Here is a 26,664-nt window from a genome sequence, read left to right on the forward strand (position 1 = left end):
TGCCAACCTGCTTAACTATTAAAAACCCTTGATAATCAATGACTTAAAATTATGGAACGGCTGTATGATCGTGCAGTTTGCACGCTCGTACAGTTTTTTGCGTGCAAGTTGCAAGTCCACAAAAGTTCCCTGCTCACTTCAATCTTTCACCTGCGCAGCCTTCAGCGTTCCAACCGCTACTTAGTGAACTCTAGGCGAAAAAAAAAGAGCCCCGAAGGACTCTTTCTTTACACCTGCGGGTTTAGACGCCCGAGGCCTTTGCAGCAGCAACGTCCTTGATGGACAGCTTGATACGGCCGCGGTTGTCCACGTCCAGTACCAGTACTTCGACTTCCTGACCTTCCTTGAGGATGTCGGTCACTTTCTCTACGCGTGCATCGCTGAGCATGGAGATGTGGACCAGACCGTCCTTGCCCGGCAGGATGTTGACGAAAGCACCGAAGTCGACGATACGCTCGACCTTGCCGACGTAGATCTTGCCGATCTCGGCTTCTGCGGTGATGCCCAGAACGCGCTGACGAGCAGCTTCAGCGGCTTCCTTGGACTCGCCGAAGATCTTGATCGAGCCGTCGTCTTCGATGTCGATCGAAGCCTTGGTTTCCTCGCAGATGGCACGGATGGTTGCGCCACCCTTGCCGATCACGTCGCGGATCTTGTCGGTGTCGATCTTCATGGCGATCATGGTCGGAGCGTTTTCCGACAGCTCGGTACGCGAAGTACCGATGATCTGGTTCATCTGACCGAGGATGTTCAGGCGCGCTTCCAGAGCCTGGCCCAGGGCGATTTCCATGATCTCTTCGGTGATGCCGTTGATCTTGATGTCCATCTGCAGCGCGGTGACGCCCTTGGCGGTACCGGCGACCTTGAAGTCCATGTCGCCAAGGTGGTCTTCGTCACCCAGGATGTCGGTCAGGATGGCGAACTTCTCGCCTTCCTTGACCAGACCCATGGCGATACCGGCCACCGGCGCCTTCATCGGCACACCGGCGTCCATCAGGGCCAGGGAAGCACCGCAGACCGACGCCATGGAGCTGGAACCGTTGGACTCGGTGATTTCCGATACCACGCGGATGGTGTACGGGAACACGTCGGCGGCGGGCAGCATGGCCTGTACCGAACGACGGGCCAGACGGCCGTGACCGATTTCGCGACGGCCTGCACCGCCCATGCGACCACACTCGCCCACCGAGAACGGAGGGAAGTTGTAGTGCAGCATGAAGGGGTCTTTCTTCTCGCCTTCCAGGGTGTCCAGCAACTGTGCGTCGCGGGCGGTGCCCAGGGTCGCGACGACCAGCGCCTGGGTTTCACCACGGGTGAACAGGGCCGAGCCGTGGGTCTTGGGCAGTACACCGACTTCGATGTTCAGCGGACGCACGGTCTTGGTGTCGCGACCGTCGATGCGTGGCTTGCCGTTGACGATGTTTTCGCGAACGGTGCGGTACTCGATCTCGCCGAAGATTTCCTTCACTTCGGCTGCGGTCGGCTGACCTTCTTCGCCGGAGAACTTGGCGATCACCTGCTCACGCAGCTCGCCCAGCTTGGCGTAGCGATCGGCCTTGACGGTGATGGTGTAGGCCTGGGAAACGGCGTCGCCGAATTCGCCACGGATCGCGCCGAGCAGCTCGGTGTTCCAGGCTTTCGGCGTCCAGCTCCAGGTAGGCTTGGCGGCTTCGGCAGCCAGCTCGCCAACGGCCTTGATGACCGACTGGAACTCGTCGTGGGCGAACAGCACAGCGCCCAGCATCTGGTCTTCGGTCAGCTCTTTGGCTTCCGATTCAACCATCAGCACGGCGTCTTTGGTACCGGCCACGACCATGTCCAGGCTCGACGCCTGCTGCTGCTCGTAGGTCGGGTTCAGCAGGTAGCCAGTGCTCTCGTGGAAAGCCACGCGCGCAGCGCCGATCGGACCATCGAACGGAATGCCGGAAATGGCCAGGGCTGCCGAGGTACCGATCATCGCAGCGATGTCCGGATCGGTTTTCTTGCTGGTGGAAACGACGGTGCAGACGACCTGCACTTCGTTCATGAAGCCTTCTGGGAACAGGGGGCGGATCGGGCGATCGATCAAACGCGAGGTCAGGGTTTCTTTCTCTGAAGGACGGCCTTCACGCTTGAAGAAACCACCGGGGATCTTGCCGGCAGCGTAGGTCTTTTCCTGGTAGTGCACGGACAGCGGGAAAAAGCCCTTGCCTGGATCGGCTTGCTTGGCACCTACCACGGTGACCAGCACGGTCACGTCGTTATCGACGGTGACCAGTACGGCGCCGGAGGCTTGACGGGCAATGCGGCCCGTTTCGAGGGTTACGGTCGATTGACCGAATTGAAACGTCTTGATTACCGGGTTCACGGTTTCCTACCTTCTGTTGGCTCTTGGGGGAACTGGTTTCTTGCGAAATTCTTGGGCAGAGCGGGGAATCGGCCCCGTTGACCGTCCAGATACAACTTGAGGCTGGAAACCTGCCCGCCCCTGCGGTAAGACCGCTGGGGTACGACAGACAACCAACCTCAGGATTGCGCGTGGCGCCCTCGCAGGCCCGAGCTTGTGCCCAGGCCTGCGAACATGGCGAACCACGCTTGTCACCGCGTGTCGGGCCGCTATTAGCGACGCAGACCCAGACGACCGATCAGGGCGCTGTAACGGGTGACGTCCTTGCCCTTCAGGTAGTCCAGCAGCTTGCGGCGCTGGTTGACCATGCGGATCAGACCACGACGCGAGTGGTGGTCTTTGCCGTTGGCCTTGAAGTGACCCTGCAGCTTGTTGATGTTGTGCGTCAGCAGTGCAACCTGCACTTCTGGCGAACCGGTATCACCAACGGCTTGCTGGTAGTCGGCAACGATTTGAGCTTTGTCTTCAACGCTAAGAGCCATGAGGCATCTCCACTATCAAGGGCACTGCATGCAGTGTCCAACAGGCCAGGGCAGAACCCTGTATTCATGAGAAGAGGTGCGACCGTGCCTGTTGACAGCCGTCCTCGACCAGCCGTCACGAACACCGTGACGACCGGGATCGGTCATTCCGACCGAATCAAGCGACGCGGCGCAATGCGCCCGTCTTCGCTCACTTCACCGATACCGATGAAGCGACCATTGTGATCCTGTACCCGCACCATGCCGAACTTGGGGGCTTCCGGAGCCCTTACCGGCTGGCCATGAAGCCAGTAGAACGCACTGTGCTCCGAGAATTGCAGCAGTGGCCAATCCTGCAGGCCGCTGTCCGATGGCAGCAGGAACTTGTCCACCGCCTCGTTTCCGCCCTCGGCATGCACCGCTTCAAGCTCTTCGAGCGTCACGGTTTGCGCCAGGCTGAAAGGGCCCGCCTGGGTCCGACGCAGCTCGGCGACGTACGCACCACACCCCAACGCCTCGCCGATGTCCTCGACCAGGGTCCGAATGTAGGTGCCTTTGCTGCAGTCCACAGCGAACCGCGCGGTGGTCTGCTCGCAGCCAAGCAATTCGAGCCGCGCAATAGTAACAGAACGCGGCTCGCGCTCCACTACTTCACCGGCACGCGCCAGTTTGTAGAGTGGCTGGCCGTCACGCTTGAGCGCCGAGTACATCGGCGGTATCTGGCTGATCTGCCCGCGGAATCGAGGCAACACGGCTTCGATGTCGGACTGACCGACGGTCACCTCGCGGGTCTGCAGAACCTCGCCCTCGGCATCGGCCGTGGTCGTGGTCTTCCCCAACTGGGCCAATGTCTCATAGCCCTTGTCGGAGTCGAGCAGGTACTGGGAGAATTTGGTCGCCTCGCCAAAGCACAGCGGCAGCACGCCGGTAGCCAAGGGGTCGAGACTGCCGGTATGACCGGCCTTCTCGGCATTGAGCAGCCAGCGCACTTTCTGCAAAGCGGCGTTGGAAGTGAACCCCAGTGGCTTGTCCAGCAGGATGATGCCACTGACGTTGCGACGGATACGCTTGACCTGAGCCACCGGGATTACTCCTTGGACTCTTCGGCCGAATCATCTGCGTGATGCTGGCTGTCTTCGGCCACGGCACGCTCGATCAACGCCGACAGATGAGCGCCACGGCTCACGCTTTCGTCGTAGTGGAAATGCAGTTGCGGCACGCTGCGCAACTTCATTTCCTTGGCCAACTGCATGCGCAGGAAGCCGGCGGCCGAGTTCAGCACCTTGATGCTCTGGGCGATATCGGCAGCGCTGTCCTGGCCCATGACGGTGATGAACACCTTGGCATGGCCGACATCGCGGCTGACTTCCACCGCTGTGATGGTGACCAGGCCGACGCGTGGATCCTTGACTTCGCGACGGATCAGTTGCGCCAGTTCACGCTGCATCTGATCACCGATGCGCTGGGTACGGCTGTATTCTTTTGCCATGTTTCATTACCTGTAACTAGAGCGGCAAACGCCCGATCAGGCTGGGCCGGATCGGGCGTTGCGTTTAGAACCTGCCCGGCGACGGCCGGACCGGTTCCTGGAGGTCGCGGCTTAGAGGGTACGAGCCACTTGGACTTTCTCGAAGACTTCGATCTTGTCGCCGACCTTGACGTCGTTGTAGCTCTTGACGCCGATACCGCATTCCATGCCGGCACGCACTTCGGACGCATCGTCCTTGAAGCGACGCAGCGATTCCAGCTCGCCTTCGAAGATCACGATGTCTTCGCGCAGTACACGGATCGGACGGTTGCGGAAGACCACACCCTCGATGACCATGCAACCGGCGATCGCACCGAACTTCGGCGAACGGAACACGTCACGCACTTCGGCGATACCCAGGATGTTCTCGCGAACATCGCTGCCAAGCATACCGGTCAGGGCTTTCTTGACGTCTTCGATGATGTCGTAGATCACGTTGTAGTAACGCATATCCAGACCTTCCTGCTCGACGATCTTGCGCGCTCCGGCATCGGCCCGCACGTTGAAGCCGAACAGTACCGCTGTCGAAGCCAGGGCCAGGTTGGCATCGGATTCGGTGATACCACCGACGCCGCCACCGACCACACGCACCTGCACTTCGTCGTTGCCCAGGCCATTCAAGGCGCCCTGCAACGCTTCCAGCGATCCACGGACGTCGGATTTGAGGACGATGTTGAGCGTCTTCTTCTCTTCCTGGCCCATGTTCTCGAAGATGTTTTCCAGCTTGCCGGCGTGAGCACGGGCCAGCTTGACTTCGCGGAACTTGCCTTGACGGAACAGAGCCACTTCACGGGCTTTCTTCTCGTCGGCAACCACGCTCATCTCATCGCCAGCATCCGGGGTACCGTCAAGGCCCAGGATCTCGACCGGGATGGCCGGACCGGCTTCCTTGATCGGCTTGCCGTTCTCGTCGAGCATGGCCCGTACACGGCCGTAGTTCGAACCGACCAGCACCATGTCGCCCTGACGTAGCGTACCGTCCTGAACCAGCACGGTGGCTACCGGACCGCGGCCCTTGTCCAGGCGCGATTCGACGACCACACCACGGCCAGGAGCCGAAGGCGTTGCGGTCAATTCCAGTACTTCAGCCTGCAGCAACACAGCTTCGAGCAATTCGTCGACGCCGGTACCCTGCTTGGCCGAAACCGGTACGAACGGGGTGTCGCCGCCCCACTCTTCGGAAGTGACGCCGTGAACCGACAGCTCGCTGCGGATACGGTCCAGGTCGGCACCCGGCTTGTCGATCTTGTTCACCGCGACCACCAGTGGCACGCCAGCGGCTTTCGCATGCTGAACGGCTTCGATGGTTTGCGGCATCACGCCGTCGTCCGCCGCGACCACCAGGATCACGATGTCCGTCGCCTTGGCACCACGGGCACGCATCGCGGTAAACGCGGCGTGGCCCGGGGTGTCGAGGAAGGTGACCATGCCACGCTCGGTTTCGACGTGGTAGGCACCGATGTGCTGAGTGATGCCGCCGGCTTCGCCAGCAGCGACCTTGGCACGACGGATGTAGTCGAGCAGCGAGGTCTTGCCGTGGTCGACGTGGCCCATGACGGTCACGACCGGAGCACGAGCGAAGGCTTCACCTTCGAACTTCAGCGATTCGGCCAGGGAATCTTCCAGGGCGGTGTCGCTGACCAGGGTCACCTTGTGGCCCAGCTCCTCGGCAACCAGCTGAGCAGTTTCCTGATCCAGCACTTGGTTGATAGTGGCCGGAGTGCCCAGCTTGAACATGAACTTGATGATCTCGGCAGCCTTGACCGACATCTGCGCAGCGAGATCGCCGACAGAGATGGTCTCGCCGATTTTCACGTCACGCACCAGAGGACCGGTAGGGCTCTGGAAGCCGTGGGCGTTGCGCTTCTTCAGCTTGCCCTTGCCACGACCGCCACGACGGAAGCCATCGCTTTCTTCGTCGGTGGTACGAGGCGCGGCGCGCGGAGTCGGAGCCTTCTCCTTGACGGTGGCACGGTGAGGCTGGTTCTTGCGCTCGCCATCACTGTTGCCACTGCCGCTGCGACGGTCGTCGTTGCGCGGCTTGTCGGGACGACGAGGCTCTTCCTTCTTGCGCTCGGGGGCCGGTGCCGGAGCAACGGCAGCCACATCGACGCTCGGCGCCGATGGAGCTGGCGCCGGTGCGGCAGGGACGTCCGCCTGAACGGTGCTGCCAGGCTGCTTGCGTGCTTCTTCTTCGGCACGCGAACGGGCTTCCTGCTCAGCCTTCTGACGGGCAGCATTTTCCGCTGCGCGACGCTCTTCGAGCTCACGCTTCTGCTCGGCCTGGATTTCTTCCGGGCTGCGCTGAACGAATACTTTCTTCTTGCGTACTTCTACGCTGATGCTCTTGCTACCGGCCACACGCAGGGTGCTTTGGGTCTTGCGCTGCAAGGTAATCTTGCGCGGTTCTTCCGCTTTCGCCTTGTGGCTGCTTTTCAAATGAGCCAGCAGAGCCTGCTTCTCATTGTCGGTCACAACTTGTCCGGCGTCGGTGTGCGGCAGACCTGCCTCACGCATCTGCTGAAGCAGGCGCTCTACCGGTGCGGCGACCTCTTGGGCCAATTCTTTCACCGTGACTTGCGTCATGCACTTCTCTCCTCAGGCCGCGCCAATTACTCGAACCAATGGGCTCGGGCGGCCATGATCAACTTGCCGGCACGATCTTGGTCAATGCCGTCGATGTCGAGCAGGTCGTCAATCGACTGCTCGGCCAGGTCTTCGCGGGTAACTACGCCGCGCACCGCCAGTTCCATCGCCAAATCCTTGTCCATACCCTCAAGCGAGAGCAGGTCTTCGGCCGGATGGGCGTCTGCCAGCTTTTCCTCTGTAGCGATGGCTTTGGTCAACAAGCGATCCTTGGCCCGAGCGCGAAGCTCGTTGACGATATCTTCGTCAAAGCCGTCGATGTTGAGCATCTCTTCCAACGGTACGTAGGCAATCTCTTCCAGGCTTGTGAAACCTTCGTCAACCAGTACCTGGGCCAGTTCTTCATCGACTTCCAGCTCGTCGATGAAGTTGCGCAGGATGTCACCGGTTTCCGCTTGCTGCTTGGCCTGGATGTCCGATTCGGTCATCACGTTCAGTGTCCAGCCGGTCAACTGGCTGGCCAGACGCACGTTCTGACCGCCACGACCGATGGCCTGAGCCAGGTTGTCGGCGCCCACGGCGATGTCCATGGCATGGGCGTCTTCGTCGACGATGATGGCCGCGACTTCCGCCGGGGACATGGCATTGATGACGAACTGTGCCGGGTTATCGTCCCAGAGGACGATGTCGACGCGCTCGCCGCCCAACTCGCCGGACACAGCCTGCACACGCGATCCGCGCATGCCGATACAGGCACCCTGCGGGTCGATGCGCTTGTCCTTGGAGCGAACGGCGATCTTGGCGCGCGAACCCGGATCACGGGATGCGGCCATGACTTCAATGAGGCCTTCAGCGATTTCCGGCACTTCGATGCGGAACAGCTCGATGAGCATTTCCGGCGCAGTGCGCGAAAGAATCAGTTGAGGACCACGGTTTTCGGTACGGATTTCCTTGAGCAGTGCACGCAAGCGCACACCGACGCGGAAGGTTTCCCGCGAAATGATATCTTCCCGAGCCAACAGGGCCTCGGCGTTGTTGCCCAGGTCGACGATGACATTGTCACGGGTCACTTTCTTGACCGTACCCGAGATGATCTCGCCCAGACGCTCGCGGTAAGCGTCGACCACCTGGGCGCGCTCGGCTTCGCGAACTTTCTGCACGATGACCTGCTTGGCGGTCTGTGCAGCGATACGACCGAACTCGATGGAGTCGATCTTCTCTTCGATGACGTCACCCACCTTGGCTTCGGGATGGGTCAATACAACCTTGCTCGGCCAGGTTTCGATGGCCGGATCGTCCAGATCGGCTTCCTCGACGACCGTCCAGCGACGGAAGGTTTCATAGGAGCCGGTGTGGCGATTGATTTCCACGCGAAGATCCACTTCGTCTTCGAAGCGTTTCTTGGTCGCGGTCGCCAGAGCAATCTCCAGCGCTTCGAATATTACGCCTGCCGGTACACCCTTTTCATTGGATACCGACTCAACAACCAGCAGTACTTCTTTGCTCATCGTACGCCTCGCCTTTCGCAAGCCATTGGATCCGCGGGACCCGCAGTATCTGGCACGTCTCAGTCAAAACTGGGAATGATATTGGCCTTGTCGATCGAATCGATCGGCAGCAGGAATTCGTGTTCGTCTACTCGAATCACGACATCCTGGTCCTCCACACCGTGGAGAAGGCCCTGAAAGTTGCGTCGTCCTTCGAAAGGCGCGCGCAGCTTTATCTTTACTTGTGCTCCGGCGTACGCTGCAAACTGTTCGATGGTGAACAGCGGGCGTTCCATGCCTGGAGAAGAAACTTCAAGGGTGTATTCGACCGTGATGGGATCTTCGACATCCAGCACACCACTGAGCTGGCGACTGACGATGGCGCAGTCGTCCACCAGCACGCCGCCCTCTTTATCGATATAGACACGCAAAAGTGAATGGCGGCCTTGAGCCGAAAACTCAATACCCCAGCATTCATAGCCTAGGGCCACGACCACCGGGGCCAACAAGGCCTGCAACTGTTCTAGCTTGCTCGACACCTGAACCCCCTCGTGCATGCTGTGCAAATAAAAAATGGGCGAAGCGCCCATCCCGGATACGCCGTTGAATACCGGCGCTAAGAACTGTCCAGCTAACAAAAAGCCCCTTTGAAAAGGGGCCTTGCTAAAACTGGTTGCGGGAGCTGGATTTGAACCAACGACCTTCGGGTTATGAGCCCGACGAGCTACCAGACTGCTCCATCCCGCGACAAAGCTGGGGCGAAAGTATACGACCGAACCCGTTTTGGGTCAATCCAAGCTTCCACCGACAAGAAAGCCCGCAACAGCGGGCTCTCCTGATTACTAATTGGTACCGAGAAGGGGACTCGAACCCCTACACCCTATGGGCACAACCACCTCAAGGTTGCGTGTCTACCAATTCCACCACCTCGGCAATACAACGTTTGAAACCCTTACCGCTTTTGTAACCCTGATGCTCTTTCGAGAATCATTTTTGCTCTTGAGCCTGAGGAACGTCAGCAGCAGGAGCCGCATCGGTCTTTTGCTCTTGAAGCACCGGAACATCATCTGTAGCCGGCTTCTGCCGTGGTGCTTCGATAACCGCTGGATCTGGCAAACCTACTTGAGTCAGCTGTTGAGCTTTCTCTTTAGCAAAGTAACCTAACCCCAAGCTGGTTATGAAGAAACAGGCGGCAAGTATAGCAGTAAACTTACTAAGAAAGGTAGAGGAACCTTGGCTTCCGAAGACAGTATTTGATGCACCTGCCCCGAACGACGCGCCAGCGTCCGCACCTTTACCCTGTTGCAGCAAAACCAGAGCGACGACGCTCAGGGCACCCAACAGATGAAGAACGACTACGACTGTTTCCAGCATTTTCTCAGTTTCCCGCGGCGCGACAGATCGCACCGAAATCATCTGCATTCAGGGAAGCACCACCAATCAGGCCCCCATCGATATCCGGCATGCCGAACAGTTCGGCCGCATTGGCCGCTTTGACGCTACCGCCGTACAACAGCCGCACAGCTTGTGCGACCTTGGCATCTTCTGCCGTCAACTGGGCGCGGATGGCAGCGTGCACATCCTGAGCCTGTTGCGGCGTGGCCGTCAGCCCGGTGCCAATGGCCCAGACCGGTTCGTAGGCGATCACCGCATGGGTGAACGCTTCGATACCCAGGGCTGTAACCACACTGCCCAGCTGACGACCTACAATATCCAATGTCTGACCGGCTTCGCGCTCTTCCAGGGTTTCCCCTATGCAAAGCACTGGCGTCAGGCCGGCCGCTTGCGCGGCGCGGAATTTCTCGATCAACTGCTGCTCACCTTCGCCGATGACCTGGCGACGCTCGGAATGGCCGATCAGTACCAGTGAACACCCGGCATCGACCAACTGGCTCGAAGCCGTTTCACCGGTCAGCGCACCCTGCTCGGCCTGAACCGCGCAGTTTTGAGCACCGACTGCGACCTTGCTCCCCTGCAGACCCTCGACCACACGGTCGATGAACAGCAGAGGTGGGAACACCGCAACCTCGACAGAGTCGGGCAAGGACTGATCAGACAGACCCTTGATCAGCTCAGCGACGCTGGCGCGGGTACCATGCATTTTCCAGTTACCAGCTACCATGGGGCGACGCATGCTGTACCTCGTCGATCAAAGTGGGCGCAGATGTTACCCAACGCAACGTTCACTGGCAAGCCGTATTCAGGCGCAAACTTCACTCACCAGCCTGGCAAGCTCATCGGCATAGCCACGCACGACCTTTTCGTCGTCGCCTTCGACCATTACCCGCACCAGCGGCTCGGTCCCGGACTTGCGCAACAGTACCCGCCCACGCCCACCCATGGCCTGGGTGACGCGCTCGCACGCTTCCTTGACCGAAGGATGCTCGACCGGATTGACGTCGCCACCGGCGAAGCGCACGTTGACCAATACTTGAGGGCACTTGCGCAGCCCTTGGCGGGCATGGGCAAGGGTTTCATCACGACGCTTGAGGGCCAGCAGCACCTGCAACGCAGCAATGATCGCGTCACCCGTGGTGGTGTGATGGCAGCAGACGATGTGTCCGGAATTCTCGCCGCCCAGCTGCCAGTCGCGCTCCTTGAGCTCGGCCATGACGTAGCGGTCGCCGACGCTGGCGCGCACGAACGGGATGGACAGGTCCTTGAAGGCCAACTCCAGCCCCAGGTTGCTCATCAGCGTCCCCACTACACCGCCATGCAGCTTGCCGCGCTCCTGAAGGTCGCGCGCGATGATGAACAGCAGGTCGTCGCCATCGACGATGGCGCCGGTATGGTCGACCATCAGGACGCGGTCGCCGTCACCGTCGAAGGCGATGCCAAGGTCCGCGTGCCCGATCAGCACGGCAGCCTGCAGCGCTTCCATGTGGGTGGAGCCACAATTGTCGTTGATGTTCAGGCCGTCGGGCGCTGCGGACAGTACGGTGACCTGCGCACCCAGCTCGCGAAAGACGTTGGGGGCAACTTTGTAAGTGGCGCCATGCGCACAATCGATCACCAGTTTGAGACCGGCGAAATCGGTGGTGGTGGGCACACTGCTCTTGCAGAATTCGATGTAGCGGCCAGCGGCATCGTTGATGCGTGAAACCTTGCCCAGCTTGCTGGACTCGGCCACGGTCATGGGTGCATCCATGAGCTCTTCGATCATCGATTCAACTTCGTCAGGCAGCTTGGTGCCCTGACCGGAGAAGAACTTGATGCCGTTGTCATCGTGCGGATTGTGCGAGGCGCTGATGACGATACCGGCCTCGGCATGGAACGTGCGCGTCAGGTAGGCAATGGCAGGCGTTGGCATCGGGCCCAGCAGCAGCACGTCGGCGCCAGCCGCTGACAAGCCGGCTTCCAGCGCTGACTCGAACATGTAGCCGGAGATGCGCGTGTCCTTGCCGACCAATACGCGGCAGGCGCCCATCTTGCGGAACGCCATGCCCGCCGCCCAACCCAGCTTGAGCATGAAGTCAGGGGTGATCGGGTACTCGCCGACACGGCCACGAATGCCGTCGGTGCCAAAATATTTCCTGCTCATAAGTACTCCGTAATTCTTATTCGGCCGCTTCAACGGCGGCGATCATCCGAACGACATCGATCGTTTCGGCCACATCGTGGACGCGCAGGATCTTTGCCCCCTTGGTCATCGCCAGGGCGGCCAGGGCCAAGCTGCCGTTGAGGCGCTCGGTCACGGGCTTGTTCAGGGCCAGGCCAACCATGCTCTTGCGCGAAACACCCACCAGCAAGGGCCGCCCGAGCGCATGCAGTGCCTGCATGTGCTTGAACAGGCTGAGGTTGTGCGCATGCGATTTGGCGAAGCCGAAGCCTGGGTCGAGCAGTATACGCTCAGCAGGGATGCCTGCCGAAGCGCAGGCTTGCATCCGTTCGAGGAGAAAGCTCGACACTTCGCCCAGCAGGTCATCGTAATGAGGGTGATCCTGCATGGTGCCAGGCTCGCCCTGCATGTGCATCAGGCAAACCGGCAGGCCGGTGGCCGCCGCAGCGTCCAGCGCGCCGTCACGGCGCAACGCGCGCACATCGTTGATCAGGCCAGCGCCAAGCCGTGCACTTTCGCGCATGACGGCCGGAGTGGACGTGTCCACCGAAATGATCACATCGAGTTCGCGGTTGATCGCTTCGACCAATGGCGCGACACGCTCCAGCTCTTCGACCACGGAGACCGGGCGAGCGCCCGGACGTGTCGACTCGCCACCGATGTCGATGAGGGTGGCACCCGCCTCGACCATGGCCTGCGCATGACGCAGGGCAAGATCGCGCTGGTTGAACCGGCCGCCATCGGAGAAAGAGTCGGGAGTGATATTGAGGATACCCATGACGTGCGTCTGGGTCAGATCGAGAACTCGGTTGCCGCAAGGCAACCGAGTGGGGTATTGCGAAGGGGTCATGTCAAACCTTAGGTATCAAGCGCGAGACGTCGTGTTTCAGACTTCGGCCGCTGGACCACCGATGGGTGTCTCAGGACGCGGATCCGGTGCGATGGTCGTGCCCGAAGGACCCGAACCACCACCGGACCAGTCGCGAGGCTCACGTGGCGTACGGCCGGCCATGATGTCGTCGATCTGATCGGCATCGATCGTTTCGTACTTCATCAGCGCATCTGCCATCGCATCCAGCTTGTCGCGGTTGTCGGTGAGGATCTGCTTGGCCGTGCCATAGCACTGGTCAATGATGCTGCGCACTTCGGAGTCGATCACCTTCGCGGTTTCACCCGATACGGCTGCTGCGCCACCACCGCCGCCACGACCCAGGTAGCCCTGGTCTTCGTCTTCGGCGTAGAGCAGTGGGCCGAGCTTCTCGGACAGGCCCCACTTGGTCACCATGTTCCGGGCGATCTGGCTGGCACGCATGATGTCGTTGGAGGCACCGGTGGTGACGCCATCGAAGCCCAGGGTCATCTCTTCGGCGATACGACCGCCGTACAGCGAGCAGATCTGGCTGATCAGCGCACGCTTGGAGAGGCTGTAGCGATCCTCTTCAGGCAGGAACATGGTCACACCCAGGGCACGACCACGGGGAATGATCGAGACCTTGTAGACCGGATCGTGTTCGGGCACGACGCGACCGACGATGGCGTGGCCCGCTTCGTGATAGGCAGTGTTCTGCTTTTCCTTCTCGGACATGACCATGGTCTTGCGCTCGGCGCCCATCATGATCTTGTCCTTGGCGAGTTCGAACTCTTTCATCTCGACAAGGCGCTTGCCATTACGGGCAGCGAACAGCGAAGCCTCGTTGACCAGGTTGGCCAGATCGGCACCAGAGAAGCCTGGCGTACCGCGAGCGATGACAGCAGGGTTCACATCGTCGCCCAACGGCGCCTTCTTCATGTGCACCTTGAGGATCTGCTCGCGACCACGGATGTCCGGAAGCCCTACCACGACCTGACGGTCGAAGCGGCCTGGACGCAGCAGCGCAGGGTCGAGTACGTCAGGACGGTTGGTCGCGGCAATGACGATGATGCCGTCATTCATTTCGAAACCGTCCATCTCGACTAGCAACTGGTTGAGCGTCTGCTCGCGTTCGTCGTGACCGCCACCCATGCCAGCGCCACGATGACGACCCACGGCATCGATTTCGTCGATGAAGATGATGCAGGGCGCATGCTTCTTGGCTTGCTCGAACATGTCACGCACACGGCTGGCACCGACGCCGACGAACATCTCGACGAAGTCCGAACCGGAAATGGTGAAGAACGGAACCTTGGCTTCACCGGCGATGGCCTTGGCCAGCAACGTCTTACCGGTACCGGGCGGGCCGACCATCAGCACGCCGCGGGGAATACGACCACCCAGGCGCTGGAACTTGCCCGGATCGCGCAGGAACTCTACCAGCTCGCCGACTTCTTCCTTGGCTTCGTCGCAACCGGCGACGTCAGCCAGGGTGGTCTTGACCTGATCTTCGGACAGCAGGCGCGCCTTGCTCTTGCCGAAACTCATCGGGCCGCCCTTGCCGCCTGCCCCGCCCTGCATCTGGCGCATGAAGAACATGAACACCGCGATGATCACCAGGATCGGGAAGCTGGCCACCAGGAGCTGGGTCCAGATGCTTTGCTGTTCAGGCTGCTTGCCTTCGACCACGACCTTGTTGTCTACCAGATCGCCGATCAGGCCGTTGTCCTGGATGGCGGGCCGGATGGTCTTGAAGGCATCGCCGTCGGTGCGCTTGCCGGTGATGACATAGCCATCGACCGCAACGCGTTCGACCTTGCCGTCCTTCACCTGCTGGATGAAGTCGGAATAGTTGAGGGTCTGCGGCTCGTTGGGGCTGGAGAAGTTGTTCATGACCGTCACCAGGACGGCGGCGATGATCAACCACAGGATCAGATTCTTTGCCATATCGTTCAATTCGCTACCCTCTGAAGCCTGCTACCCGCAACCCGCGCAGGCGTGCTTCGCATGATGTTCACCGGCCAAACTTACTACATTGCCTGCGGCTCCGCAGGCGGCGTCTGTAACCTTTTGTGAAACTTTGACTGCGTAATCTTCGTTTATGCTCAGCATGCCGCGCCATTTAATAAAAGCTATCGACAGCCTCAGACCTCTTGGTCCGGCTTTTCCACACCCTTGAAACCGCGGGCCAGCAGGTACTGCTCGCGGGAGCGGTCACGGGACGAGGAAGGCTTGCGCATCTGTACCTTCTCGAACATCTGCCGAACGGTCTTGTGATACACGTCGAAGCCTTCACCTTGGAAGACCTTGATCAGGAAATCACCGCCCGGACGCAGGACCCGGCTGGCCAGGTCGAGCGCCAGCTCGCAGAGAAACATCGCACGAGGCATGTCGACTGCGGCCAGTCCACTCATATTGGGGGCCATATCGGAAATCACAAGGTCGACTTCCGAATTGCCGACGGCTGCCAGGATCTGCGCCAACACCGCGTCTTCGGTGAAGTCGCCCTGAATGAAAGTGACATCGGGGATGCTGTCCATTTCCAGGATGTCGGACGCAATGAGGCGACCCTGGCCACCAATCAGACGACTGGTCACCTGGGACCAGCCTCCGGGCGCTGCGCCCAGGTCGATGACGCTCATGCCAGGACGGATCAGGCGGTCGCGCTCCTGTATTTCCAGCAGCTTGTAGCTTGCACGCGAACGATACCCGTCTTTCTGCGCCATTTTGACGTAGGGATCGTTGAAGTGTTCTTTCAGCCAATTGAGGCTTGTCTTGGAACGGGCCACGGGGCACCTCGAATAACGGGTCGTGATTAACTGGGCGGAGCCGAGGGCGCTCGGGTAAACTGGCCGCCGCTTTTTACAAGATCAGATGAAGGGTCAGATTATGCCGCTCACTCAGGAGCAGAAGAAACAGTACAAATCGATTGGTCACCATCTCAAGCCGGTTTTGATGGTTGCCGACAACGGTTTGACTGAAGGTGTTTTAGCAGAATTCGAACGCGCCTTGAGCGATCACGAGCTGATCAAGATCAAACTCAACATCCTCGACCGCGAACAACGCCTGCAAGCCGTTGCCGAACTGTGCAAGGTCGGCCGTGCCGATCTGGTCCAGGTCATCGGCAAGATGGCACTGGTTTACCGCAAGAACCCGCAAGTGAACAAGCAGCTGTCGAACGTGCATCGATTCCGCTGATGCTCATGCCGATCCTCAAGGTCGCGCCCTGCGCGCCCTCGAGGGCACCGGCTGCACCACCAGCACCAGGCCGGTAACGCCCGCCACCAGATAGCACAACAACTGCCAGCGCACTGCATCGGCCAGCATCCAGGCCACGGCGAAGTACGCCGCGCACGCCACCAATACCGCCCACAACAGCTGCCCGCGCGCGTCGCGCACAAGGCACGCCGCACCTTGCAGCCGTGCCAGCAACAGCAGTTGCAGCACCGCGCAGAAACCGGCGAACCCCATCAGCATGGAGCCTGTCTGGCTACCGATGTCTTCCACCAGCAGCGGCGCGAGGCCTACCTTGACCAGCGCTGGCAGCACACCGAAATGCAGCATCCACAGGCCACCGACCCAAAGCGTCTGGGTCAGTTGCCAGATGACGGCGCTTACCTGCCGGGACTGCGGCCGATCAAATGTGGGCGACTTCGACAATCTCGTACTCGATCACGCCACCGGGCGTCTTCACGGTAACCACATCGCCCTCTTCCTTGGCGATCAGGGCACGTGCGATGGGCGAGCCATGGGACAGCTTGCCGCCCTTGATGTCGGCTTCATCCTCTCCCACGATCTTGTACTTCACGCGCTCGTCGGTATCGACATTGGCGATTTCCACGGTCGTGCCGAAGATCACCTTGCCGGTTTTCGGAATCGTGGTGACGTCGATCACCACAGCATTCTGCAAACGGCCTTCGATGTCGCGGATACGTGCCTCGACCATCCCCTGCTCCTCGCGGGCGGCATGGTATTCGGCGTTTTCCTTGAGGTCGCCCAATTCGCGCGCCTCACCGATGGCCTGACTCAAGCGCGGACGCTCGGTCTTGCTGAGAAACTCGTGTTCTACCTCCAGGGCGCGATGGCCCTGGACGGTCATTGGATATTTGATCATGCGTTGAGTCCTGCATGGAGATCCTGCAAACGGCGTACGGTCTTTTCCGGACCGAACTTCAGCGCTTCACAGATCGCTTCGCCAGCGGCAATGGTCGTGGTGCAGTAGATCTTGTGCTGCAAGGCGTTGCGACGGATCGAGTAAGAATCGGCGATCGATTGGCGACCTTCGGTGGTGTTGATGATCAAGGTGACTTCGTCGTTCTTGATCATGTCGACCACGTGGGGACGGCCTTCGGTCACCTTGTTCACGCGACGTACTTTCAGACCGGCTTCTTCGATGACGCGCGCGGTGCCTGCGGTGGCGACCACTTCGAAGCCCAGCGCGATCAGGTCGCGAGCGACACCCGCCACCAGTGGCTTGTCGTCGTCGCGCACGCTGATGAACGCGGTGCCGCCGGTTGGCAGCACTTCGCTGGCGCCCATCTGGGCCTTGGCGAAGGCTTCGCCGAAGGTGTCGCCGACGCCCATCACTTCACCGGTGGATTTCATTTCCGGGCCGAGGATCGGGTCGACGCCTGGGAACTTGGCGAACGGGAACACCGCTTCCTTGACGCTGTAGAAGTTGGGAATGATTTCCTGGGTGAAGCCGATTTCCTTCAGCGTCTTGCCGGCCATGACACGCGCCGCGATCATCGCCAGCGAGGTGCCGATGCACTTGGACACGAACGGCACGGTACGCGAAGCGCGCGGGTTGACTTCGATCACGTAGATCTTGTCGCCCTGAAGGGCCAGCTGCACGTTCATCAGGCCGATAACGCCCAGTTCCAGGGCCATCTTCTTGACCTGCTCGCGCACTTCGTCCTGCACGTGAGCCGGCAGCGAGTACGGTGGCAGCGAGCACGCCGAGTCACCGGAGTGAACGCCGGCCTGCTCGATGTGCTGCATGATCGCGCCGATGACCACGTCGGTCCCATCGCACACCGCGTCCACGTCCATCTCGATGGCGCAGTTGAGGAAGTGGTCGAGCAGTACCGGGCTGTCGTTGGACACCTGCACGGCTTCACGCAGGTAGCGCTTGAGCTCGTCCAGTTCGTAGACGATTTCCATGGCACGGCCGCCCAGCACGTAGGAAGGACGCACGACCAGCGGATAACCGATGGTGCCGGCAGCACGAATGGCTTCTTCTTCGCTGCGCACGGTGGCGTTCGGCGGCTGCAGCAGGTTCAGGCGCTGGACCATCTGCTGGAAGCGCTCGCGGTCTTCGGCGCGGTCGATGGCATCCGGGCTGGTGCCGATGATCGGCACGCCGGCTTCTTCCAGCGCGCGGGCCAGTTTCAGCGGGGTCTGGCCACCGTACTGGACGATGACACCCTTGGGTTTCTCGACGCGCACCACTTCCAGCACGTCTTCGAGCGTCAACGGCTCGAAGTACAGACGGTCGGAGGTGTCGTAGTCGGTGGAGACGGTTTCCGGGTTGCAGTTGACCATGATGGTCTCGTAACCGTCGGCGCGCAGGGCCAGGGCCGCGTGAACGCAGCAGTAGTCGAACTCGATGCCCTGGCCGATACGGTTCGGACCACCGCCCAGGATCATGATCTTGTCACGGTCCGACGGGTTGGCTTCGCACTCTTCCTCGTACGTGGAGTACAGGTAGGCGGTGTCGGTGGCGAACTCGGCGGCGCAGGTGTCGACGCGCTTGTAGACCGGGAAGATTTCCAGCTTGTGGCGGTGGCGACGCAGGTTCTTGTCGGTGATGCCCAGCAGCTTGGCCAGGCGCTGATCGGAGAAGCCCTTGCGCTTGAGGCGGAACATCAAGGCCTTGTCGATATCGGCCAGACCCAGGGTCTTGACCTTCTCTTCTTCCTTGATCAGGTCTTCCATCTGCACCAGGAACCAGCGGTCGATCATGGTCAGGTCGAAGATGGCATCCACGCTCATGCCGGCGCGCATGGCGTCGGCGACGTACCAGATGCGCTCGGCGCCCGGCACGGTCAGTTCGCGCTTGAGGATGCCGCTGGCTTCAGGGCTGCTCAGGTCGACTTTCGGGTCCAGGCCGCAGACGCCCACTTCCAGACCACGCAAGGCTTTCTGCAGGGATTCCTGGAAGGTCCGGCCGATGGCCATGACTTCACCCACGGATTTCATCTGGGTAGTCAGGCGGGCGTCGGCCTTGGGGAATTTCTCGAAGGCGAAGCGCGGCAGCTTGGTGACGACGTAGTCGATCGACGGCTCGAAGGACGCCGGGGTCTTGCCGCCGGTGATGTCGTTCTGCAGTTCGTCGAGGGTGTAGCCGACGGCGAGCTTGGCCGCGACCTTGGCAATCGGGAAGCCGGTGGCCTTGGAGGCCAGCGCCGAGGAACGCGACACACGCGGGTTCATTTCGATGACGACCATGCGGCCGGTGTTCGGGCAGATACCGAACTGCACGTTCGAACCGCCGGTTTCCACGCCGATCTCGCGCAGGACCGCCAGGGAGGCGTTGCGCAGGATCTGGTATTCCTTGTCGGTCAGGGTCTGCGCCGGTGCGACGGTGATCGAGTCGCCGGTGTGCACGCCCATCGGGTCGAAGTTCTCGATCGAGCAGACGATGATGCAGTTGTCCTTTTTGTCGCGGACCACTTCCATCTCGTACTCTTTCCAGCCGATCAGCGATTCGTCGATCAGCAGTTCCTTGGTCGGCGACAGGTCCAGACCGCGGGCGCAGATTTCTTCGAATTCTTCACGGTTGTAGGCGATGCCGCCGCCAGTGCCGCCCATGGTGAACGAAGGACGAATGATGCACGGGAAACCGAGCTTCTCGAGGACTGCGTTGGCTTCTTCCATGCTGTGGGCGATGCCCGAGCGTGGGCAGGCCAGGCCGATGGACTTCATGGCCTTGTCGAAGCGCGAGCGGTCTTCGGCCTTGTCGATGGTGTCGGCGTTGGCGCCGATCATTTCCACGCCGAACTTGGCCAGCACGCCTTCGCGCTCCAGGTCCAGGGCACAGTTCAGGGCAGTCTGGCCACCCATGGTCGGCAGCACGGCGTCCGGACGTTCCTTCTCGATGATCTTGGCCACGGTCTGCCATTTGATCGGTTCGATGTAGGTGGCGTCGGCCATGTCCGGGTCGGTCATGATGGTGGCCGGGTTGGAGTTGACCAGGATGACGCGGTAACCCTCTTCGCGCAGGGCCTTGCAGGCCTGGGCGCCGGAGTAGTCGAATTCGCAGGCCTGGCCGATGACGATCGGGCCGGCACCAAGAATCAGGATGCTTTTCAAGTCTGTACGTTTTGGCATGGTTCTCACTCAATTGCGCAGTTCAGCCGGCTGCCCGCCTGGACTTTATTGGGCGGCGCCCTGGCGGCCTGTCCGTCTTCAACGGGGCCAGCCGGGGCGCGCGTTACACACGGGTCCGACAGGAATCAGCGGCGTTTGGCCATCGATTCGATGAAGCGGTCGAACAGTGGCGAGACGTCGTTGGGGCCAGGGCTGGCTTCAGGGTGACCCTGGAAGCTGAAGGCGGCCTTGTCGGTCAGCTCGATGCCCTGCAGGGTGCCATCGAACAGCGATTTGTGGATCGCACGCACATTGCCCGGCAGCGTCGCTTCGTCTACCGCGAAACCATGGTTCTGGCTGGTGATCATCACCACGCCACTGTCGACGTCCTGCACCGGGTGGTTGGCGCCGTGGTGGCCGTGACCCATCTTGACGGTCTTGGCGCCGGCGGCCAGGGCCAGCAACTGGTGACCCAGGCAGATACCGAACACCGGAATCTCGGTCTGCAGCACTTCCTTGATCGCCTGGATAGCGTAGTCGCAGGGCTCTGGATCGCCAGGGCCGTTGGACAGGAACACGCCATCGGGGTTGAGCGCGAGCACGTCGGCGGCCGGGGTTTGCGCCGGCACCACGGTCAGGTGGCAGCCGCGCTCGACGAGCATGCGCAGGATGTTGACCTTGACGCCGTAGTCGTAGGCGACCACGTGGTACGGCAATTCACTGTTGGGCACGTCGGGGTGGCTGTCGGACTTGAGGTCCCAGACGCTGGAGCGCCACTGGTAGGTGTCCTTGGTGCTGACTTCCTTGGCCAGGTCCATGCCCTTGAGGCCCGGGAAGGCGCGAGCGGCGGCGATGGCGGCCTCTTCGCTGATGTCGTCGCCGGCCATGATGCAGCCGTTCTGCGCGCCCTTCTCACGCAGGATGCGGGTCAGGCGGCGGGTATCGATGCCGGCGATGGCGACGACATTGTTGGCTTTCAGGTATTCGTCCAAGGACAGCGTGTTGCGCCAGTTGCTGGCAACCAGCGGCAGGTCGCGGATCACCAGGCCTGCGGACCAGACGCGATCGGACTCGGCGTCTTCGGGCGTGGTGCCGGTGTTGCCGATGTGGGGGTAGGTCAGGGTAACGATTTGCTGGGCATAGGAAGGATCGGTAAGGATTTCCTGATAGCCGGTCATGGCGGTGTTGAACACCACCTCACCAACGGTTTGCCCGTCGGCTCCAATGGCTTCGCCGCGAAAGATGCTGCCATCGGCAAGGGCGAGTATGGCTGGCTTAGTCAAGAAGACCTCCCGTAAATAAAGCCTGAAAGGGCGATCGCAGGTTGTAAAAAAGCGGAATGCCGTATGGATACGTCACCCCGCTTCTTTTCATCGAATTATCTGCGCGCTTTTAGTGGACACACTAAAGCTGTAGCTTACAGAAAAGAGGGGTTTTGGTCTACCGCGAATGCGGTGGGAAGTTCGCGTGATGCGACAGGGGGCAGGGATTTGCGGAGATGGGGCTGGCGTCTTCGCGGGCAGAGCCCGCTCCCACAGGGGTAGCGTTTACCTTTGGGAGCGTGACTAGGGCGATGAAGTCAATGCAGGTCGAGCACATCCTGCATGTCGTAGAAGCCTGGGGCACGGCCGTCGAGCCAGAGGGCGGCGCGTACCGCGCCCTTGGCGAACGTCATGCGGCTGGAGGCCTTGTGGGTGATCTCGACGCGCTCGCCGTCAGCGGCGAACAGCACGGTGTGGTCACCCACCACGTCACCGGCACGCACGGTGGCGAAACCGATAGTCTGACGCTCGCGTGCACCGGTCTGGCCTTCACGGCCGTAGACCGCCACTTGCTTGAGGTCGCGACCCAAGGCACTGGCAACCACTTCACCCATGCGCACTGCCGTGCCCGACGGGGCGTCGACCTTGTGCCGGTGATGGGCTTCCATGATCTCGATGTCAACATCGTCACCCAACACCCGTGCTGCGGTGTCGAGCAGCTTCAGGCACAGGTTGACACCGACGCTGAAGTTGGCAGCGAAGACGATCGGAATGTCCTTGCCTGCCTCGGCCAGCAACGCCTTCTCCTCGGGGCTGAAACCGGTCGTGCCGATGACCATGGCCTTGCCGGCCTTGCGGCAGAACGCCAGGTTTTTCAGGGTCACGGTTGGATGAGTGAAGTCGATCAATACATCGAATTCTTCCGCCACCTTCGCCACGTCACCCGACAACGGCACGCCGATACGACCCAGCGCCGCCAGTTCACCGGCATCGGCGCCGACCAGCGTGCTGTCCGGCCGATCGACCGCGGCAGTCAGACCGGCGCCGGGCGCCTGCTGGACTGCTTCGATCAACGTCTTGCCCATGCGCCCGGCGGCGCCCATCACAGCTATACGTCGCATGCTCGAATCCTTATGCCTTACAGGTCGCCGAAGAAACGCTTCACACCCTCGAACCAACCATTGGCCTTGGGCGAATGGGATTCGTCGCCTTCCAGCGAAGTGCGGAATTCTTCCAGCAATTCACGCTGACGGCGGTTGAGGTTGACCGGCGTTTCCACCGCCACTCGGCACATCAAGTCGCCAGCACCACCGCCACGCACGGGCGCAACGCCCTTGCCACGCAGACGGAACTGCTTGCCGGTCTGGGTACCTTCCGGGATCTTCAGCTTGACCCGACCGTCGAGAGTCGGCACTTCCAGCTCGCCGCCCAAGGCCGCATCGGTGAAGCTGATCGGCACTTCGCAGTACAGGTGCTTGCCGTCGCGCTGGAAGATCGCGTGCTCGCGCACGTTGATGACCACGTACAGATCGCCGGTCGGACCGCCCTGCATGCCCGCCTCGCCTTCGCCGGAGAGGCGAATGCGGTCGCCGGTGTCGACGCCCGAAGGCACCTTGACCGAGAGGGTCTTGTACTCTTCGACACGGCCTTCGCCGTGGCACGAATCGCACGGGTCGGAGATGATCTTGCCCTGGCCATGGCAGCGCGGGCAGGTCTGCTGCACCGAGAAGAAGCCCTGCTGCATACGCACCTGGCCGATACCGCCACAGGTTGGGCAGGTGATCGGCGCCGAGCCCTTCTTCGCGCCACTGCCGTCGCAGGGCTTGCAGTTGACCAGCGTCGGCACACGGATACTGACCGTGGTGCCGCGCACGGCTTCTTCCAGGTTCAGCTCGAGCGTGTAGCGCAGGTCGCTGCCACGCTGGGCGCCACCGCGGCCATTGCCGCCACGGCCGCCACCGAAGAAATCGCTGAACACATCACCGAAGATGTCGGAGAAATTCTGCCCGCCGAAGCCCTGGCCACCGCCACCCATGCTCGGGTCGACGCCGGCATGACCGTACTGGTCGTATGCCGCGCGCTTGCTGGCGTCGGACAGCACTTCGTAGGCCTCGTTGGCCTCCTTGAAGGCTTCTTCGGATTCCTTGCTGTCGGGGTTGCGATCCGGGTGATGCTTCATCGCGAGGCGGCGATAGGCCTTCTTCAGATCCGCTTCGCTGGAGCCTCGCTCCACCCCCAGAACCTCGTAATAGTCACGCTTTGCCATAAGTCTTTTTACTCTTTTGGGAGCCAGCACGCAGGGGCGCCGCTGACCGCGCCGCCAACATCCGATCGCTGTCGCATGTTGTTAAAATTCATGTATTCCAGACACACCAACGCGGGAGCAAGCCCCCGCGCGGCGACATCCTACCAGTCACCGTGCGAGCACAGTCAACCGGCCGACCAACAAGAATTACTTGTTGTCTTTGACTTCTTCGAATTCGGCATCGACGACGTCGTCGTGCTTGCCGGCTTCTTCCGCTGGCTGAGCAGCGGCACCTTCAGGCTTCTCGGCCTGTTCGGCGTACATCTTCTGCGCCACTGGAGCGGAGACCTTGGACAGTTCTTCGACCTTGGCATCGATCGCTGCCTTGTCGTCGCCCTTGACCGCAGTTTCCAGCGCTACGACGGCCGCTTCGATGGCAGTCTTCTCGTCGGCGGTGACCTTGTCACCTGCGTCAGCGACCATCTTGCGAGTCGAGTGCACCAGTGCATCACCCTGATTACGGGCAGCGGCCAGCTCTTCGAACTTGCGGTCTTCCTCGGCGTTGACTTCAGCGTCACGAACCATCTGCTGAATTTCGTCTTCGGACAGACCGGAGTTAGCCTTGATCACGATCGACTGAGTCTTGCCGGTGGCCTTGTCTTTCGCGCCGACGTGCAGGATGCCGTTGGCATCGATGTCGAAGGTCACTTCGATCTGCGGTACGCCACGTGGAGCCGGTGGAATCTCGGCCAGGTCGAACTTGCCCAGCGACTTGTTCTGCGCGGCTTGCTTGCGCTCGCCCTGCAGGACGTGGATGGTCACGGCGCCCTGGTTGTCGTCGGCGGTCGAGAATACCTGCGATTTCTTGGTAGGAATCGTGGTGTTCTTCTCGATCAGCGCAGTCATCACGCCACCCATGGTTTCGATACCCAGGGTCAGCGGGCTGACGTCGAGCAGCAGTACGTCCTTCACGTCGCCGGCCAGTACGGCACCCTGGATGGCAGCACCCATGGCAACGGCTTCGTCAGGGTTGACGTCCTTGCGAGCTTCCTTACCGAAGAAATCGGTCACCAGCTTCTGTACCAGCGGCATACGGGTCTGACCACCGACCAGGATCACGTCGTTGATCGCGCCAACGTCGATACCGGCGTCTTTCATGGCGGTGCGGCAAGGCTCGATGGTGCGTTGAACCAGGTCTTCGACCAGCGATTCCAGCTTGGCGCGGGAGATCTTCACGTTCAAGTGCTTCGGACCGGTCGCGTCTGCAGTGATGTACGGCAGGTTGACGTCGGTCGACTGGCTCGAGGACAGTTCGATCTTGGCTTTTTCCGCAGCTTCCTTCAGGCGCTGCATGGCCAGCGGATCACCCTTGAGGTTCATGCCGCTTTCTTTCTTGAACTCGTCGACGAGGTAGTCGATCAAGCGGATGTCGAAGTCCTCACCACCCAGGAAGGTGTCGCCGTTGGTGGCCAACACTTCGAACTGGTGCTCGCCATCGACTTCGGCGATTTCGATCACGGACACGTCGAAGGTACCGCCACCCAGGTCATAAACGATGACAGTGTGGTCGCCCTTGGCCTTGTCCATGCCGTAAGCCAGTGCAGCGGCAGTCGGCTCGTTGATGATGCGCTTGACGTCCAGACCCGCGATACGACCGGCGTCTTTGGTGGCCTGACGCTGGCTGTCGTTGAAGTAGGCTGGCACGGTGATGACCGCTTCGGTCACCGCTTCGCCCAGGTAGTCTTCGGCGGTCTTCTTCATCTTTTTCAAGATTTCAGCCGAGATCTGTGGCGGAGCCATTTTGTTGCCGTTGACTTCAACCCAGGCGTCCTTGTTGTCAGCTTCGACAATCTTGTAAGGCACCATCTGGATGTCTTTCTGCACGACGTCTTCGGAGAAACGACGACCGATCAGACGCTTCACCGCGTACAGGGTGTTATGCGGGTTGGTGACCGCCTGACGCTTGGCCGACTGACCGACGAGGATCTCGCCGTCGTTGGCGTACGCGATGATCGAAGGTGTGGTGCGAGCGCCTTCGGCGTTCTCGATGACCTTGGCCTTGCCGTTTTCCAGAATGGAGACGCAGGAGTTGGTGGTCCCCAGGTCGATACCGATAATCTTGCCCATGTTTCTTCTCCTGGCACTAAGGCCCGAAAATTTTGGATTTGGTTGCCGCGACAGTGGTGGCTGTCTGCGGTAGCACTTAAACGCTTGACACTAAGATGGGGGCCACTTGGCCGATTTCAAGCCTGCTCGTCGATCGAAGGCGAAACCGGTGCGGCGGCCTTGCTGACCACGACCATGGCCGGGCGCAGCAGGCGTCCATTGAGCTGATAGCCCTTCTGGAAAACTTTCAAGACACTGTTGGGCTCGACGTCCGCACTTTCCTGCATGGCCATGGCCTGATGATGCTCGGCGTTGAACGGCTGACCGTGCGGATCGATGGCTTCGAGGTTGTAACGCTTGAGCGTGTCCTGGAACATCTTCAGGGTCAGCTCCATGCCTTCGCGCATCGGACGGATGCTTTCGTCATCGGGGCTGGACAGCTCGATGCCGCGCTCCAGACTGTCGAGCACAGGCAGCAGGTCGCCGGCGAACTTCTCGAGGGCAAACTTGTGCGCCTTTTCCACGTCCTGGTCGGCGCGGCGACGAACGTTCTGCAGGTCGGCGGCTACGCGCAGGGACTGGTCCTGGGCGGCGACGAGCTGTTCTTCGAGCAATTGCACGCGCGCGGTGAGGTCTTCGGCACCGGCGTCGGCAGCCTGATTAGCGTCTAGATTCTGATCGTCCAGGTTCTGTTCGTCAGCCATTGGTTCTCTCCTCTCGATTACGTCCGCGAGGTCGACTCGCGCTTCTGACCGGTATATGGGGTCACAAATCCGCGCTTCAAGGGCTGACGACAAGCGGCGACACGCGAGCTTTGCGAGTCAGCAATAAAAAATCCCGGGATCAGGCGAAAACGAGCTAAGGACGAATATTGTCAGCCCTG

The 26,664-nt window shown here is 60.8% G+C and carries 22 protein-coding genes and 2 tRNA genes; 1 reads left to right on the forward strand and 23 read right to left on the reverse strand.

All coding sequences use genetic code 11. The features are described from left to right. Window positions 1-241: 241 nt before the first annotated feature. From pnp to rlmE, 15 genes are all read right to left on the reverse strand, one after another. Entirely contained in the window at window positions 242-2,347 is a 2,106-nt protein-coding gene (gene pnp / locus ABMD26_RS07825) for a polyribonucleotide nucleotidyltransferase (RefSeq protein ID WP_049858673.1), read from the reverse strand. Between the two features lie 251 nt (window positions 2,348-2,598). Then, window positions 2,599-2,868 carry a 30S ribosomal protein S15 gene (gene rpsO, locus ABMD26_RS07830; protein WP_043190760.1) on the reverse strand — a complete coding sequence of 90 codons (270 nt, stop codon included), beginning with the start codon at window positions 2,866-2,868 and terminating at the stop codon, window positions 2,599-2,601. A gap of 143 nt (window positions 2,869-3,011) precedes the next feature. Continuing rightward, entirely contained in the window at window positions 3,012-3,929 is a 918-nt protein-coding gene (gene truB / locus ABMD26_RS07835; RefSeq protein WP_056845243.1) for a tRNA pseudouridine(55) synthase TruB, read from the reverse strand. Between the two features lie 5 nt (window positions 3,930-3,934). After that, window positions 3,935-4,336, reverse strand: coding sequence for a 30S ribosome-binding factor RbfA (rbfA, locus tag ABMD26_RS07840; RefSeq protein WP_049858671.1), 402 nt, complete (start codon window positions 4,334-4,336; stop codon window positions 3,935-3,937). Window positions 4,337-4,447: 111 nt separating this feature from the next. After that, on the reverse strand, window positions 4,448-6,961 hold the full coding sequence (gene infB, locus ABMD26_RS07845; RefSeq protein ID WP_192001417.1) for a translation initiation factor IF-2: 2,514 nt from the start codon (window positions 6,959-6,961) through the stop codon (window positions 4,448-4,450). 26 nt (window positions 6,962-6,987) lie between these two features. Further along, window positions 6,988-8,469 (reverse strand): transcription termination factor NusA, encoded by a 1,482-nt coding sequence (gene nusA / locus ABMD26_RS07850; protein WP_043190771.1) that lies wholly within the window; start codon window positions 8,467-8,469, stop codon window positions 6,988-6,990. 59 nt (window positions 8,470-8,528) lie between these two features. Beyond that, window positions 8,529-8,987 carry a ribosome maturation factor RimP gene (rimP, locus tag ABMD26_RS07855; protein ID WP_049858705.1) on the reverse strand — a complete coding sequence of 153 codons (459 nt, stop codon included), beginning with the start codon at window positions 8,985-8,987 and terminating at the stop codon, window positions 8,529-8,531. Window positions 8,988-9,118: 131 nt separating this feature from the next. Beyond that, window positions 9,119-9,195, reverse strand: a tRNA-Met gene (locus ABMD26_RS07860). Between the two features lie 100 nt (window positions 9,196-9,295). Continuing rightward, window positions 9,296-9,381: transfer RNA gene (locus ABMD26_RS07865), tRNA-Leu, on the reverse strand. A 54-nt stretch (window positions 9,382-9,435) separates the two neighbouring features. Beyond that, a complete protein-coding gene (gene secG, locus ABMD26_RS07870; RefSeq protein ID WP_082223522.1) occupies window positions 9,436-9,822 on the reverse strand; it encodes a preprotein translocase subunit SecG in 387 nt (128 codons plus the stop codon). Between the two features lie 4 nt (window positions 9,823-9,826). After that, entirely contained in the window at window positions 9,827-10,582 is a 756-nt protein-coding gene (gene tpiA / locus ABMD26_RS07875) for a triose-phosphate isomerase (protein ID WP_134723065.1), read from the reverse strand. 66 nt (window positions 10,583-10,648) lie between these two features. Continuing rightward, complete coding sequence (gene glmM / locus ABMD26_RS07880) at window positions 10,649-11,989, reverse strand: phosphoglucosamine mutase (RefSeq protein WP_049858668.1); 1,341 nt, start codon at window positions 11,987-11,989, stop codon at window positions 10,649-10,651. 16 nt (window positions 11,990-12,005) lie between these two features. Next, the gene (folP, locus tag ABMD26_RS07885) at window positions 12,006-12,857 is read right to left on the reverse strand and encodes a dihydropteroate synthase (RefSeq protein WP_122743198.1); all 852 of its coding nucleotides are present in this window, start codon (window positions 12,855-12,857) and stop codon (window positions 12,006-12,008) included. 36 nt (window positions 12,858-12,893) lie between these two features. Then, the gene (gene ftsH / locus ABMD26_RS07890) at window positions 12,894-14,804 is read right to left on the reverse strand and encodes an ATP-dependent zinc metalloprotease FtsH (protein WP_049858666.1); all 1,911 of its coding nucleotides are present in this window, start codon (window positions 14,802-14,804) and stop codon (window positions 12,894-12,896) included. 197 nt (window positions 14,805-15,001) lie between these two features. Continuing rightward, window positions 15,002-15,646, reverse strand: coding sequence for a 23S rRNA (uridine(2552)-2'-O)-methyltransferase RlmE (gene rlmE, locus ABMD26_RS07895; RefSeq protein WP_049858665.1), 645 nt, complete (start codon window positions 15,644-15,646; stop codon window positions 15,002-15,004). A 100-nt stretch (window positions 15,647-15,746) separates the two neighbouring features. Here rlmE and ABMD26_RS07900 point away from each other — a divergent pair, with 100 nt between their 5' ends. Continuing rightward, complete coding sequence (locus tag ABMD26_RS07900; RefSeq protein WP_049858703.1) at window positions 15,747-16,055, forward strand: YhbY family RNA-binding protein; 309 nt, start codon at window positions 15,747-15,749, stop codon at window positions 16,053-16,055. A gap of 15 nt (window positions 16,056-16,070) precedes the next feature. Here ABMD26_RS07900 and ABMD26_RS07905 read toward each other — a convergent pair whose 3' ends face one another. From ABMD26_RS07905 to grpE, 8 genes are all read right to left on the reverse strand, one after another. Further along, the gene (locus tag ABMD26_RS07905) at window positions 16,071-16,421 is read right to left on the reverse strand and encodes an MFS transporter (protein WP_090361969.1); all 351 of its coding nucleotides are present in this window, start codon (window positions 16,419-16,421) and stop codon (window positions 16,071-16,073) included. A gap of 73 nt (window positions 16,422-16,494) precedes the next feature. Further along, window positions 16,495-16,971 carry a transcription elongation factor GreA gene (gene greA / locus ABMD26_RS07910; protein WP_090356213.1) on the reverse strand — a complete coding sequence of 159 codons (477 nt, stop codon included), beginning with the start codon at window positions 16,969-16,971 and terminating at the stop codon, window positions 16,495-16,497. After that, window positions 16,968-20,189, reverse strand: a complete 3,222-nt coding sequence (carB, locus tag ABMD26_RS07915) for a carbamoyl-phosphate synthase large subunit (protein ID WP_049858663.1) — start codon at window positions 20,187-20,189, stop codon at window positions 16,968-16,970. Before carB ends, greA begins: the two co-directional genes overlap by 4 nt. Before the next feature lie 125 nt (window positions 20,190-20,314). Beyond that, complete coding sequence (gene carA, locus ABMD26_RS07920) at window positions 20,315-21,451, reverse strand: glutamine-hydrolyzing carbamoyl-phosphate synthase small subunit (RefSeq protein ID WP_049858662.1); 1,137 nt, start codon at window positions 21,449-21,451, stop codon at window positions 20,315-20,317. A 296-nt stretch (window positions 21,452-21,747) separates the two neighbouring features. Then, on the reverse strand, window positions 21,748-22,551 hold the full coding sequence (gene dapB, locus ABMD26_RS07925; RefSeq protein WP_354308860.1) for a 4-hydroxy-tetrahydrodipicolinate reductase: 804 nt from the start codon (window positions 22,549-22,551) through the stop codon (window positions 21,748-21,750). Between the two features lie 17 nt (window positions 22,552-22,568). Next, complete coding sequence (dnaJ, locus tag ABMD26_RS07930; RefSeq protein ID WP_049858660.1) at window positions 22,569-23,696, reverse strand: molecular chaperone DnaJ; 1,128 nt, start codon at window positions 23,694-23,696, stop codon at window positions 22,569-22,571. Window positions 23,697-23,882: 186 nt separating this feature from the next. Then, window positions 23,883-25,856 carry a molecular chaperone DnaK gene (gene dnaK / locus ABMD26_RS07935; protein WP_269082545.1) on the reverse strand — a complete coding sequence of 658 codons (1,974 nt, stop codon included), beginning with the start codon at window positions 25,854-25,856 and terminating at the stop codon, window positions 23,883-23,885. A gap of 62 nt (window positions 25,857-25,918) precedes the next feature. Further along, window positions 25,919-26,485, reverse strand: coding sequence for a nucleotide exchange factor GrpE (grpE, locus tag ABMD26_RS07940; RefSeq protein ID WP_354308863.1), 567 nt, complete (start codon window positions 26,483-26,485; stop codon window positions 25,919-25,921). Window positions 26,486-26,664: the final 179 nt, after the last annotated feature.

Source organism: Pseudomonas sp. PvP001 (genome assembly GCF_040546375.1).
Lineage (GTDB): Bacteria > Pseudomonadota > Gammaproteobacteria > Pseudomonadales > Pseudomonadaceae > Aquipseudomonas > Aquipseudomonas coleopterorum.

Bases quoted from the DNA above. Each gene is read 5' to 3' on its own strand.
- nusA (WP_043190771.1), bottom strand. From the start codon at position 8,469: ATGAGCAAAGAAGTACTGCTGGTTGTTGAGTCGGTATCCAATGAAAAG.
- greA (WP_090356213.1), bottom strand. From the start codon at position 16,971: ATGATCAAATATCCAATGACCGTCCAGGGCCATCGCGCCCTGGAGGTA.
- ABMD26_RS07905 (WP_090361969.1), bottom strand. From the start codon at position 16,421: ATGCTGCATTTCGGTGTGCTGCCAGCGCTGGTCAAGGTAGGCCTCGCG.
- rpsO (WP_043190760.1), bottom strand. From the start codon at position 2,868: ATGGCTCTTAGCGTTGAAGACAAAGCTCAAATCGTTGCCGACTACCAG.
- folP (WP_122743198.1), bottom strand. From the start codon at position 12,857: ATGACCCCTTCGCAATACCCCACTCGGTTGCCTTGCGGCAACCGAGTT.
- carB (WP_049858663.1), bottom strand. From the start codon at position 20,189: ATGCCAAAACGTACAGACTTGAAAAGCATCCTGATTCTTGGTGCCGGC.
- rbfA (WP_049858671.1), bottom strand. From the start codon at position 4,336: ATGGCAAAAGAATACAGCCGTACCCAGCGCATCGGTGATCAGATGCAG.
- dnaJ (WP_049858660.1), bottom strand. From the start codon at position 23,696: ATGGCAAAGCGTGACTATTACGAGGTTCTGGGGGTGGAGCGAGGCTCC.
- tpiA (WP_134723065.1), bottom strand. From the start codon at position 10,582: ATGCGTCGCCCCATGGTAGCTGGTAACTGGAAAATGCATGGTACCCGC.
- infB (WP_192001417.1), bottom strand. From the start codon at position 6,961: ATGACGCAAGTCACGGTGAAAGAATTGGCCCAAGAGGTCGCCGCACCG.
- ABMD26_RS07900 (WP_049858703.1), top strand. From the start codon at position 15,747: ATGCCGCTCACTCAGGAGCAGAAGAAACAGTACAAATCGATTGGTCAC.
- ftsH (WP_049858666.1), bottom strand. From the start codon at position 14,804: ATGGCAAAGAATCTGATCCTGTGGTTGATCATCGCCGCCGTCCTGGTG.
- glmM (WP_049858668.1), bottom strand. From the start codon at position 11,989: ATGAGCAGGAAATATTTTGGCACCGACGGCATTCGTGGCCGTGTCGGC.
- grpE (WP_354308863.1), bottom strand. From the start codon at position 26,485: ATGGCTGACGAACAGAACCTGGACGATCAGAATCTAGACGCTAATCAG.
- secG (WP_082223522.1), bottom strand. From the start codon at position 9,822: ATGCTGGAAACAGTCGTAGTCGTTCTTCATCTGTTGGGTGCCCTGAGC.
- dapB (WP_354308860.1), bottom strand. From the start codon at position 22,551: ATGCGACGTATAGCTGTGATGGGCGCCGCCGGGCGCATGGGCAAGACG.